Genomic DNA, 12,080 nt, shown 5'->3' on the forward strand with positions numbered 1-12,080 from the left:
TAGCGATGTGAGAGCTATCACTTTGACCGGGACGTGCACGAATGCCAATGTTACCGCCAGGTCACTTCAGGGGGTTTGCATGTCCGGGTTACTCAACGTGATGCCGCTACCGCGGATCGGAGACCGGTCGGGCGCGCAGTGAGCGCCGCCGTGCCGGACCGACGAAGCCGAGTGCTCGACGCCGCCGGGCGCGGCCTCGTCCGCCGGGTGCTGCCGCTGCTGGATCGCCGGCTTACGGCCTCGGTGCAACCGTTCACCCAGGCCGCCCAGATGCGCCCCGAGCTGGACAGTCGCCGATGGGCCTGGACCCATTACGGATTCTTCGTCGCCGATCTGCCGCAGCCGTATCGCTACGTCAACACCATGACGCTGATCGGAAACACCGGCACCGTGATCTTCGACAACGGTGTGTTCGCCCCAGCCGATGCCCGGGACAACACGACCGTCTTCTCGTCGACCGCAGCGGGAAACCATCATCACTACCGCGCCTACGACGCCCACAACGAATGCCGGTTCGCCGCCGACGGGTCCTCGCTGCGCTGGGGCGAGGATCTGCAGGTCCATGTCGATCACCCCCGGTATCGGGTGCGCGGCACCTATGACACCTTCGGGGTCGAGCTCGAGTTCGACGCCACCCCGCAGGTCTCCTATTTCGTGAAAACTCCGATCTACGACCATTTCAGTCTGCTGGCCCCCTACAGCGGCACACTGGAGGACGGAACCGCAAGAATTCCGGTATCGGGAATCGGGACCGTGGAATACGCCCGTTGCATCAGCCCGCAAGCGCTGACTTCGCGCCCCCTTCCGGCGGCGGCTCGCCTGCCGGTCGATTTCTTCACCTACCAGATCCTCGTGCTGCCCGACGGCACCCAGCTCTTGCTCACCGACGTCCGTGCTTCCGGCGCCTCCGCCTGCCGGCTGGCCCAGGTGCGCTCGACCGACCGGCCGGCCGTCGTCCATACCGACACCCATTTCGCAGTCCTCGAATACGGCGAACCCGAAGTCGATCCGATGGGCCGCGCCATGCGCGTCCCGCGCCGGTTCCGCTGGACCATCCGCGACCGGGATCGCGAGATCGGCTCCATTACCGGCACCGTCGACGCTCCCCTTCGCTTCGGCCACGGCCGCGGCTATTCGGGTGCGTACAGCTACGACGGAAGCTGGTGCGGCAACCACGTCAACGGGTCCGCATATCTCGAATGGGTCGATTGCGAGCAACGAGAACGACCATGACCGAATCCGTGGGCACCACACGATCGGGGGATAACCGTGGCGCACAACCATGAACTCAAGTTTTTCGGCAGCGTCTCGCGGTTCGCCGCACGGCACGCCTGGTGGGTCCTCACCGCCTGGCTGATCGGCGCCGGCGCACTGAATATGCTTGTGCCACAGCTGGAACACACGGTTGCCGAGCATTCCGCCCCGTTCATCCCGGAGAACGCGGCTACCGAGACACTGCGTCACATGTCGCAAGAGTTCGGTGTTCCGGCCTCAACGGCCGTCGGCAGCATCGTGCTTTCCAGCGAACGCGCCCTGGACGGCGCCGATTTCGAGTATTACCACGAACTGGTGCAGCGATTGGTCGCCGACAAGGACGACGTCGCCTACGTGATGGACACCTTCAGCAACCCCGGACTCGGCGGCTTGGGAATGAGCCCGGATGGCAAGTCACTGCACCTACTGCTGGCCACCATCGGTGATGTGGGTTCGACCCGCGCACACCAATCAACGGAGAATATCCGTGCCGAGATCACCGGGTTGGCGCGCCCGGACGGCCTTGAGGTGAACTTCACCGGCCCATCGCCGACGCTGTCGGATCTGTTCTCCGCAATCGATACCTCGCTACTGATCATCACCGCGGTCTCACTGCTATTGATCACCGTGATGCTGCTGGCGGTGTATCGATCGCTTGCGACAGCGTTGATTCCGATGCTGACGGTGGGCATCTCCCTGGCCGTTGCGCGCCCGGTCGTTTCATGGCTGGGCGCCCGGGAACTGCTGTCGATCTCGAATTTCACGATCGCGCTGGCCACCGCCATGGTCTTGGGCGCGGGCACCGACTACGCGATCTTCCTCCTGGCCAACTACCACGAGGGCCGACGCAGGGCGGTGCCCGTCGACGACGCAGTGGCCCGCTCCGGGTCGCGCACCGCCGCCATCATCATCGCCTCGGCGCTGACCATCGCCGGTGCCGGAATGGCGATGATCTTCACCAAGGTGGGAATGTTCCGCACCGCCGGCCCGCCTATCACACTGGCCATCGCGATCACGGCCGCCGTCAGCTTGACTCTGACCCCGGCGCTGGTCGGGCTGTGGGGCCGGCACGGATATGCCGAACCGCGAGCTCTCAACGAGCGCGCCTGGCGTCGGCGTGGCGCCACCATCGTGCGCCACGCCCCGGCGCTGGCCGCGGCTTCACTGGCGTTCCTCATCGCGACCAGTTCGGTGCTGCTCACGTTCCGGCCGAATATCGACGAGAACGCCATGCAACTGCGCAGCACCGACAGCAAACGCGGATACGAACGGGTATACCGCCACTGGGGAGTCAACGAAGCCGCCCCGGAATTCATCGTCGTCCGAGCCGACCACGATATGCGCAATACCAGCGACCTGGCCGCCCTGGACCTGATCGCCAGGGCGGTCGGCAACCTACCCGAGATCGCCTACGTCCGCTCGATCACGCGCCCTGACGGAAAACCCTTAGCCGAAACGGCCGTGGGGTTTCAGACCGCACGGGTCGCCGACGGCCTCGCCGAAGCGGACCGCAGGGTAGGGACCGCATTGCCCGAATTACGGTTCCTGGCTTCGGGAGTCACTCAACTGCGCGACGGATCCGGTGATGCGGCTGCACGTATCCCGCAACTGACCACCGGCGCCCACCAGGTGGTCACCTTGGCCCGGACCCTGCTGAGCACACTGGAATCGGCGAACCGACTGGTGTCAGTGATCTCCGATGGTTCACTCGATGTCGCGACGCTGGTGCACAACGTCTCGACCGCAACCGCGGCCCTTGACGCCGTCGCCGCTGAGATCGACAGCGGCCGCGACAAGATCGCCGCATCGACAACGGGGTTGCACGCGGTGTTCGATCCGCTGACTACCCCGACCGCGTCGCCGATGTGCGCAAGTGACCCGGGGTGTATTCGTGCCCGCGCGGCATTCGACGAACTCAACGATGCCACTGGCGGTGCCGCACTGACCGCGATCACCGCCGCCCAGATGGTGGCCCCGATCGTCCCCGACAACGCCGTAGCCAGCGCGCTGTCGGTCCTGCCCGACCTGCGCGACACCGCCAACGGCTTACGTTCGTTGCTCGACCAACTCGGCTCTCGCACCCCCGAGCAGGCACGCAGGGACCTTAACGCCCTGACCGCCGGGATCGAGGAACTCGCCAGCGGCATCGGGCGACTCCACGACGGACTCAACCAGGTCAAAGCCGGCACCGACACCATGGTCGAGCTCACCGGGGAACTCAGCGACGGACTTAGCCGGGCGACGCAGTATCTGCAGGGACTGTCGGCGAACACCACCGACGGCGCCGGTCGGGGCTTCTACCTCCCTCCGCAGGCACAGCACGATCCGCGGTTCACCGCCGGTCAGAAGTTGCTCATCTCACCGGACGGACGTACCGCACGGATGCTGGCGGTATGGGCCGTGAATCCCTACTCGTCGCAGGCGTTACACGCAGTACCCCGGATCGTCGAGACCGCGCGCAACGCCGCCACCGGGACCGTGCTGCAGAACGCCGGCATCGAGACCACGGGCTTGGCATCGCTGTCGCAGGGACACATCGATCAAACCTGGCGAGACTTCGCACTGTTCGGCGTGGTCGCTGTCATCGCCGTGCTACTGGTGTTGATCGTCATGTTGCGCAGCCTTGTGGCACCGCTGGTGATGATCGCAGCCGTGGTGTTGTCCTTCGCCTCCGCGGCCGGGGTGTCCACCTTGATCTGGCAACACCTCATCGGCATCGACGTGGACTGGTCGGTGCTGCCGGTCTCGTTCATGGCGCTGGTCGCCGTCGGCGCCGACTACAGCATGCTGTTCGCCGCACGAATCCGAGAAGAGTCCCACAGCGGCGTGGTCAGCGGAATCATCCGGGGGTTCGGCAGCACCGGCAGTGTCATCACCACTGCCGGGATCGTCTTCGCGATCACCATGTTCGCGCTCACCAGCGGAACGGTCCTCAACCTTGTCCAGATCGGTTCCACGGTCGGTATCGGCCTTCTGCTCGACATCACCGTCGTCCGCACCTATCTGGTTCCCGCGGCCATGAGCCTGCTCGGCGAACGCATGTGGTGGCCGTCCCGGCCGGCTCAGCCCAGCACCGTGCGCATCAGCATCACGTCGTAGGCGTTCCACAGCGACAACGTGAAGTACACCTCTTTGCCCGTCGACCAGGGGTGCAGGTAGGGCGCATAGATGCCGCCGGGAATCTGGCCGGTGGGAATCAGGGTCTGCTCGGCGCTCCACGGACCTTGCGGCGTGGGAGCGGTCCGGGCCACCACGTCGTTGCCGCCGTTTCCGTACAGGGCCAGGTACTGCCGCAAGTAGGTGTTGTACTGCACCGACATCTCACCCACCGGTCCAGGGATCACCGGGGTGGCCGCAGCCGGGTTGGCCGGCACCCACGATCCGCTGTCGCCATTCCAGTACTGGTACTTCGTGAGGTCGGGGATCGCGCGCTCGGGCACCCGCGACAGAAACGCCGAGCCGCCGCGACCAGGGGGGGTTCCGTAGGCGTACAGGTAACCGTCGCCCCCGCGCAGGAAGGCACCCTGCTGGAATTTCTCGTTACCGGGGACGAAGCGCGCCCGGGGCACGTTCTCCGGCGCCGTCGAACGCACCGTCCCCGGGTATACCCCCCACGTTTCGCCGTTGTCGTTGGAGACCGCGATCGCCGAGTAGTTGGTGGACCATTCGCCGTCGCGGCCCCACTGCTTGATGGACATGAAGTTCATGTACTGGTTGCCGGCGATCCCGATGGCGGCGGTGGGGATCATGCCCTCCTGGTGCGGAGCCAGTTGGACGGCGGGCAGGATCTGCTTGGAGAAGTTCGCTTGGCGCAGTGGCGAACCCGAGTATCTGTTGCCGACGGCACCTGGCCCCACGGTGATCCCGTCGGCCAGATTGTTGTCCGGACTGCGGAACAGCACGTTCTGCCGCCACTGCTTGCCTTGAATGCGGCAGTACCCGAAGGTGTCACCGAACGCGTAGAGGACCTGGCGATTGGCGGGATCGCCGTTGTCCCAGGGGATTCCGAGGTCGGTGCCGGAGATGCCGAAGCGTTGCAGGGTTTGGTTGGGGCTGTTGGGCCCGGTCATCCACTCCACCAGCGACGTCTGGGAACCCGCGATCGCCCCGGCGGCATCGGCGGTCGACAGCCCCGGATCGGCGCCGGCGTTCGGAACGGGCTGAACCGGTTGGGCGGCGTTCGGCGCGACCTGACCGTCCGGGACCGGCGCCGGGGGCACCACCGCGGCCTGCTGTTTTATGGTGCCGTTGGGGTTGATCAGCGCGGCGATCAGCGGGCCCAGTTTGGGCAGTGGCGCTTGATCGTTGGTGCCGCGGGGCCGCCGCCCGCTCGGCATCTGACCGGCCCCGGTCGTCGGCGAACCCGGCGGGGGGTCGATGTTGGCCTCGGGCGCGTTGCAGGTCGCCGCCATCGCCGGTGGTGCGAACTCGGTGGCGAGCACCGTCCCGAGCACGATCGCCGGCACCATCGCTGCCGAGACGATCCGACGCGTCGCCGACATGTCACACCTTTCCGGGACCGCTCCGGGCCTCGCCTGCTGTGACGATAGTTGCTGGTGAGACGGTTGTGACTAGTGAGATGGTGATAGAGACGCTTCCGTGACCGTGTCGCAACAGCTCCGCAGGGCGGCGTGCGGGCTCAGCGGCGGAACTCGGCGACCACCTCCGCGGCGCGCCGCAGCTGGTCACGGTCGGAACTGGTCGGAATCAGGTGGATCTCGTCGGCACCCACCGCCTGGAAGCTGCGCAGCAGGTCGAGAAGCTCGTCCTCGCTGCCGGCCCAGCCGGTGGTTGGGGCCATCGCCTCGACGTATTCGGCGGGAATCCAGTTCATGTAGCGCAGCAGATGCTCGCGCACCTGGTCGCGCGCGGCGTCGCGCTCGCCCAGCGCGAACCAGAACGAGGTCGCCAGGTACGGCTTCGCCTTGCCGGCCTGCTGCCACGCCTGCCGGGCGACATCGAAGAGCTCGTTCTGCTTGGCCACATCGAGGTCCATCGTGATGCCGGCCAGGCCCTCGGCCCAGGTCGCCGCGCTGCGCAGAGTTTTGGGGCCGATGGTGCCGACCACCAGCGGCGGGCCGCCGGGCTGCGCCGGCGCCGGCCCGACCGGCAGCACCGACTCGGTGAGCTTCTCCCCCGCCCAGATCCGCTTCATGATCGCGACCCGCTCGGCCAGGTCCCGCATCGTCTGCGTCGCCGGATCAGCGCCCACCGCGCAGTAGTCCTCGTGACGGCCGCCCACACCGACGCCGACGGTGAGCCGCCCGCCACTCAGCAGGTCCGCAGTGGCCAGCGCCTTGGCCAGCATGACCGGATCGTGCAGTTGCGGAACGATCACCGTCGTCACCAAGCGCACCCGCTCGGTCCACGCCGCCAGCGCCCCCAGCAGGGTCAGGCTGTCGGGGTTGGTGAAGGCGATCCGCTCGCCCCAGGCCAGCGATGCGAACGGCCCTTCATCAATCGCGCACGCCCAGTCCCGCAGCAGCGTGGCGTCCAGATTCGGCTCCATTACGGGCATGGTCATTCCCACCTGCATGCCCGAGATTGTGGCATGGACGACACCCGGGACCGACACTGGAGGAATGAGCATTTCCTTCAATCACACGATCGTCGCCGCCCACGACAAACACGCCTCCGCTGCCTTCCTGGCAGAGCTGTTCGGCCTGCCCGACCCGCAGCCGTTCGGCCACTTCATGGTCGTCGGGCTCGATCACGACGCCAGCCTCGATTACGCCGACGTACCCGACAGCGAGGAGATCCGGCCGCAGCATTACGCATTCCTGGTCTCCGAGGACGACTTCGACGCCATCTACGGCAAGATCTCCTCGCGCGGCATAGAGCACTGGGCGGACCCGCGCGGTGGGCACCCCGGCGAGATCAACCGCCGCGACGGCGGCCGCGGCGTGTATTTCCGCGACCCCAGCGGCCACGCGATGGAGATCCTCACCCGCCCGTACGGCTCGGGTTCGTAGCACTCAGCCCCCGGCGGTTAGCGAGGCTCGACGAAGGAGAGGCGAAGCCGGACCGCCGAATCAGCTGCCGTGGCCGCGCTGGCGCTCCTGGGTGCGGTAGTCCGCGGCGAATTCCGCGACGTGCGCGGGCAGTTCCCCCGAGGCCACGTCGGCCAGGCTGGTCTGCTCGAGCACCGAACGCATGCTGGCCCGCAGCGCCCGCCACACGTCGGTCAACGCCGCGGTCGGGCCTGAGTAGGGTAGGTCGCCCAGCCCGATGTCGCGGACACTGGCCAGTGGGCCGTCGATGCAGCGCAACACGTCGGCGACGCTGATCTCGATGGCCGGGCGGGCCAGTTCGTAGCCGCCGTCGCGCCCGCGCTGGCTGCGCACCAGTCGGTCGGTGCGCAGATCGGACAGGATGTCGACGAGGAACTGCGCTGGGATACCTTGAGCAGCCGCTATGTCGTCGGTCTTGACCAGCGTGCCGGGCTCGGCGGTGGCAAGCTGAACCATCGCGCGCACCGCATATTCCGCCTTGGCCGACATCCGCATCCTGGGGATTCTGCCATCCGGCCGGATTCCGGCGATGTCAGCCGATCGCGGCGAGCACCGTGCGGGCGTATTCGGGGCGGCACACCACCAGGTCGGGCAGCAGTGGATCGGGCCGGTTGTAGGCCAGCGGTGAGCCGTCGATGCGCGAGGTGTGCAGGCCGGCGGCGCGGGCGACGGCCACCGGGGCGGCCGAGTCCCACTCGTACTGCCCGCCGGCGTGCACGTAGACATCGGCGATGCCCTGGATGACGGCGGCGACCTTCACTCCCGCCGAGCCCATCGGCACCAGCACGCCGTCGAGGCGGTCGCGGACGGTTTCGGCGAGCGCCGGGGGCCGGCTGCGCGACACCGCGATGCGAGGCGGCCCGGAGTGTTCGGGTGGGGCGGACACGGTCGGGGTGGCCAGGGTGATGCCGCGGGCGGGCAGGGCGATCGCGCCGGCAGTCAGTTCTCCGGCCTGCCACAGCGCGACGTGCACGGCCCAGTCGTCACGGTCGGGTTCGGAGAATTCGCGGGTGCCGTCCAGCGGGTCGACGATCCACACCCGCTCGGCCTGCAGCCGCACCGGGTCATCGGCGCCCTCCTCGGACAGCACTGCGTCGTCCGGGCGTTCGGCGCCCAGCGCGGTCATCAGGTAGTCGTGAGAGCGCTTGTCGCCAACCGCTTTCCGCTCCGCCTGTGGCGCGTCGGCCAGCTCTTCGCGGACGCCCAGCAGCAACCGGCCCGCCTCAGCGGCGAGCTGGGCGGCCAGCTGGTGATCGTTCACCGTCGGGCATCGATCGCGGCGATGACCTGGCGGGCCTGCGCGTCGACGCTGTCCTGCGGGCTCAACCGCACGTCCGGGTTGCGCGGCCGCTGGTACGGGCTGTCGATGCCAGTGAAGTGGGTGATCAGGCCCGCGCGGGCTTTTGCGTACAGCCCCTTGGGGTCTCGCTGCTCGCATTCCTCCAGCGGGGTGTCGCAGAACACCTCGATGAAGTCGAACCCGGCGTCGGTGTGCACCTGGCGGGCCAGCTGGCGGTGTTCGATCAGCGGGCTGATCGCCGGCACCAGCACGATCTGCCCGGAATCGGCCAGCAGGGTCGCCACGTGCGCCAGCCGGCGCAGGTTCTCGGCGCGGTCGGCCATCGAGAACCCGAGGTCGGCGTTGAGCCCGTGCCGCAGGTTGTCGCCGTCGAGAACGTAGGCGGGCGTACCTCTTTCGAGTAGCAGCTGCTCGACCCGCATGGCCACCGACGACTTGCCGGCGCCGGACAGTCCGGTCAACCACACCGTGCGGCCCTTCGACAACCGGTCCGTCGCGGTGACCAGAGACTCGTGGCGCACCGTGTTCGGGCTGGCTGCGCGGCCCGACACGTCACGCAGCACCATCCCGGCCGCCACGGTTCCGTTGGTGCCCTGGTCGATGAGGATGAACGAACCGGTGGCATCGTTGTGGCTGAACTCATCGAGCATCAACGGCACCTGCGCGCGCAGCGAGACACGTCCGAGCTCGTTGAGCTTCAACTCCCCGGCGTCCTTGTCGCGGTGCAGGGTGTTGACGTCGAGGCGGTAGTCCAACGCCATCACCCTCACCCGGGTGGTGCGGGTGGTGTGCTTGATGACGTAGTCGTTGCCCGGCTGCAGCGTCGCACCGTCGGCCATCCAGCACACCGTGGCGTCGAAGTCTTGGGCGACGCGCGGCTGGTTGTTGGTGCGGGCGATCATGTCGCCACGGGAGATGTCGATGTCGTCCTCGAGCATGACCGAGACCGCCATCGGCGGAAACGCTTCGCCCACCGCACCATTGGGGCCCTCGATCGCGGCGACCCGGCTCGGTTTCCCGGACGGCAGCACCACCACGTCGTCACCGGGACGCAGTACACCGCTGGCGACCGTGCCGGCGTAGCTGCGGTGGTCGGCGTGTTCGTGGGTCTGCGGGCGGATCACGTACTGCACCGGGAAGCGCACGTCGACCAGGTTGCGGTCACCGGCGATGTAGACGTCTTCGAGGTGCGACAGCAGTGCCGGACCCTCGTAGTAGGGGGCCTTGTCAGACTTGGTCACCACGTTGTCGCCGAGCAGCGCCGAGATCGGGATGGTCGTCACGTCGTGTACGTCCAGGCGGGTGGCGAACGAATGGAAGTCGTCGCGGATCGCCTCGAATTGTTCGGCGTCCCAGTCGATCAGGTCCATCTTGTTGACCGCGAGCACGATGTGCCGGATGCCCAGCAGCGACGCCAGGAAGGTGTGCCGGCGCGACTGCTCCTGCAGACCGTGCCGCGCGTCGACCAGCACGATCGCCAGCTGTGCGGTCGAGGCGCCGGTCACCATGTTGCGGGTGTACTGAATGTGCCCGGGCGTGTCGGCGATGATGAATTTCCGCTTGGGCGTGGCGAAGTAGCGGTAGGCGACATCGATGGTGATGCCCTGCTCACGCTCGGCGCGCAGGCCGTCGGTGACCAGGGCCAGGTCGGTGTAGTCGTGGCCGCGCTCGCGGGAGGTGCGCTCCACCGAGGCCAGCTGGTCTTCCATGACGGCCTTGGAGTCGAACAACAGCCGCCCGATCAGGGTCGACTTGCCGTCGTCGACCGATCCGGCCGTCGCGATACGAAGCAGCGTGGTTGCCGCAGCCATCAGAAATACCCCTGCCTCTTGCGGTCCTCCATGCCTGCTTCGGAGATACGGTCATCGGCACGGGTGGCTCCGCGCTCGGTCAGCCGAGACAGCGCGGTCTCGTCGATCACCTGCTCGACGGTCGCCGCCGTCGACTCCACGCAACCGGTGCAGGTGACGTCGCCGACGGTGCGGAAACGCACCGAGGTCTCGAACACCTCCTCACCCTCGGCGGGCCGCAGGAATTCGTGGTCGGCCAGCAACATCCCGTCACGCCGGAAGACTTTGCGCTGGTGCGCGAAATAGATTGACGGCAAGGTGATTTCCTCGGCGCCGATGTAGGACCAGATGTCGAATTCGGTCCAGTTCGACAGCGGGAACACCCGGATGTGCTCGCCGGAGCGGTGCCGCCCGTTGTAGAGGTTCCACAGCTCGGGCCGTTGCGCCTTGGGGTCCCACTGGCCGAACTCGTCACGGAAGCTGAACACCCGCTCCTTGGCGCGCGCCTTCTCCTCATCGCGCCGGGCGCCGCCGAACGCCGCGTCGAACTTGTTCTCGCGGATCGCCCGCAGCAGGGTGACGGTCTGCAGAGGGTTACGCGACGGTCCGTCATCGACCACCCGACCCGCATCGATGTCGTCTTGCACCGAAGCCACCACCAGTCGGACCCCGGTCCGCTCGACGAGCTCATCGCGCGCGGCGATGACCTCCTCGAAGTTGTGGCCGGTGTCGACGTGCATCACCGGGAACGGCAGCCGGCCCGGCGCGAACGCCTTCACCGCCAAATGCAGCATGACGATGGAGTCCTTGCCGCCGGAAAACAGCAGCACCGGCCGCTCGAACTCCGCGGCCACCTCGCGGATGATGTGGATGGCCTCGGCTTCCAGGGTGCGCAGGTGCGTCAGCTGATACTGCCCGGCCGTGGCGGCGGCCGGCGGCGCGGTGATGTTACTGGTCATGATGTCCTTGCCGGGATATCCGATAATCTTGGTGAGATTTACCAGATTAATGGTTATAGCCGGGTATATAACCAGGCGCTCGGGGTGCTGTCAATGTGATCCAGGCTTCCCCGCGATGTGATCCCGGCTTCCCCGCGAGGGTGCATAGTTGCACGCGAATTTCGGCGTGTCGGCGGGCAAACACGCACGCTCGCGGGGAGGTCAGAGGGTGAGGGGGCGGGGAGGTCAGAGGGTGACTTCGCCGAGCTTTCCGGTGGCGACGTCGAAGACGAACCCGCGCAACGACGTGGTCGCCGTGATGAATGGGCTGGCCTTGACCCTGCGCAACGACTGCTTGACGTCCTCGGCCGGGTCCGGGAACGCCTCGGGCGCCCAGCCGGGCCGGATGCCGGTCTCCTCCAGAATCGAGCGCTTGAACTCGTCGTCGGTGAAGGTGAGCATCCCGCAGTCGGTGTGGTGGATCAGGATGATCTCGCGGGTGCCCAGCAGGCGCTGGCTGATCGCCAGCGACCGGATCGCGTCGTCGCTGATCACGCCCCCGGCGTTGCGGATCGCGTGCGCTTCGCCTTCATTGATGCCCAACGCGCGATACACGTCGAGCCGGGCGTCCATGCAGGCGACGATCGCGACGTGCTTGCTCGGCGGCATGGGCAGCGGACCTTCGAAGGTCTTCGCATACTCCGCGTTGTTGGCCAGGTAGTCGTCGGTAACGGTCACAGGGTTTCTCCATCTGTCGCAGTCCGCATGCCGAGCCTAATAAAAGTTC

At 67.1% G+C, this 12,080-nt stretch carries 10 protein-coding genes; 3 read left to right on the forward strand and 7 right to left on the reverse strand.

Annotation, left to right across the window (positions count from 1 at the left end; all coding sequences use genetic code 11):
* Nucleotides 1-150: 150 nt before the first annotated feature.
* Both G6N23_RS14150 and G6N23_RS14155 read left to right on the forward strand, forming a co-directional pair.
* Nucleotides 151-1,233: a DUF6670 family protein gene (locus G6N23_RS14150; RefSeq protein ID WP_234808675.1), complete on the forward strand. Its 1,083-nt coding sequence runs from the start codon at nt 151-153 to the stop codon at nt 1,231-1,233.
* 36 nt (nt 1,234-1,269) lie between these two features.
* The gene (locus G6N23_RS14155) at nt 1,270-4,353 is read left to right on the forward strand and encodes an MMPL family transporter (protein ID WP_085261902.1); all 3,084 of its coding nucleotides are present in this window, start codon (nt 1,270-1,272) and stop codon (nt 4,351-4,353) included.
* On the opposite strand, the gene G6N23_RS14160 is transcribed toward G6N23_RS14155, so the two are convergent.
* A complete protein-coding gene (locus G6N23_RS14160; RefSeq protein ID WP_085261903.1) occupies nt 4,317-5,756 on the reverse strand; it encodes a glycoside hydrolase family 183 protein in 1,440 nt (479 codons plus the stop codon). The genes G6N23_RS14155 and G6N23_RS14160 overlap by 37 nt on opposite strands.
* A gap of 137 nt (nt 5,757-5,893) precedes the next feature.
* Nucleotides 5,894-6,790: an LLM class flavin-dependent oxidoreductase gene (locus G6N23_RS14165; protein ID WP_085261904.1), complete on the reverse strand. Its 897-nt coding sequence runs from the start codon at nt 6,788-6,790 to the stop codon at nt 5,894-5,896.
* A gap of 46 nt (nt 6,791-6,836) precedes the next feature.
* On the opposite strand from G6N23_RS14165, the gene G6N23_RS14170 reads away from it, so the two are divergent.
* Entirely contained in the window at nt 6,837-7,226 is a 390-nt protein-coding gene (locus G6N23_RS14170) for a VOC family protein (protein ID WP_085261905.1), read from the forward strand.
* A gap of 60 nt (nt 7,227-7,286) precedes the next feature.
* Here the strand turns inward: G6N23_RS14170 and G6N23_RS14175 are convergent, their stop codons facing one another.
* The 5 genes from G6N23_RS14175 to G6N23_RS14195 form a co-directional block, all read right to left on the reverse strand.
* Nucleotides 7,287-7,760 carry an Rrf2 family transcriptional regulator gene (locus tag G6N23_RS14175; protein ID WP_085261906.1) on the reverse strand — a complete coding sequence of 158 codons (474 nt, stop codon included), beginning with the start codon at nt 7,758-7,760 and terminating at the stop codon, nt 7,287-7,289.
* A gap of 37 nt (nt 7,761-7,797) precedes the next feature.
* Nucleotides 7,798-8,526 (reverse strand): 3'(2'),5'-bisphosphate nucleotidase CysQ, encoded by a 729-nt coding sequence (locus G6N23_RS14180; RefSeq protein ID WP_085261907.1) that lies wholly within the window; start codon nt 8,524-8,526, stop codon nt 7,798-7,800.
* Nucleotides 8,523-10,376 carry a sulfate adenylyltransferase subunit CysN gene (gene cysC, locus G6N23_RS14185; protein WP_085261908.1) on the reverse strand — a complete coding sequence of 618 codons (1,854 nt, stop codon included), beginning with the start codon at nt 10,374-10,376 and terminating at the stop codon, nt 8,523-8,525. Before cysC ends, G6N23_RS14180 begins: the two co-directional genes overlap by 4 nt.
* Nucleotides 10,376-11,314: a sulfate adenylyltransferase subunit CysD gene (cysD, locus tag G6N23_RS14190; RefSeq protein ID WP_085261909.1), complete on the reverse strand. Its 939-nt coding sequence runs from the start codon at nt 11,312-11,314 to the stop codon at nt 10,376-10,378. Before cysD ends, cysC begins: the two co-directional genes overlap by 1 nt.
* 225 nt (nt 11,315-11,539) lie before the next feature.
* On the reverse strand, nt 11,540-12,031 hold the full coding sequence (locus G6N23_RS14195; protein ID WP_085261910.1) for a beta-class carbonic anhydrase: 492 nt from the start codon (nt 12,029-12,031) through the stop codon (nt 11,540-11,542).
* Between the last annotated feature and the right edge of the window lie 49 nt (nt 12,032-12,080).

Source organism: Mycolicibacter terrae, assembly GCF_010727125.1.
GTDB classification, from domain to species: Bacteria; Actinomycetota; Actinomycetes; order Mycobacteriales; family Mycobacteriaceae; genus Mycobacterium; species Mycobacterium terrae.

Coding starts and splice junctions, on each gene's coding strand:
- G6N23_RS14165 (WP_085261904.1), bottom strand. CDS start 6,790: ATGCAGGTGGGAATGACCATGCCCGTAATGGAGCCGAATCTGGACGCC.
- G6N23_RS14170 (WP_085261905.1), top strand. CDS start 6,837: ATGAGCATTTCCTTCAATCACACGATCGTCGCCGCCCACGACAAACAC.
- G6N23_RS14175 (WP_085261906.1), bottom strand. CDS start 7,760: ATGCGGATGTCGGCCAAGGCGGAATATGCGGTGCGCGCGATGGTTCAG.
- G6N23_RS14160 (WP_085261903.1), bottom strand. CDS start 5,756: ATGTCGGCGACGCGTCGGATCGTCTCGGCAGCGATGGTGCCGGCGATC.
- cysC (WP_085261908.1), bottom strand. CDS start 10,376: ATGGCTGCGGCAACCACGCTGCTTCGTATCGCGACGGCCGGATCGGTC.
- cysD (WP_085261909.1), bottom strand. CDS start 11,314: ATGACCAGTAACATCACCGCGCCGCCGGCCGCCGCCACGGCCGGGCAG.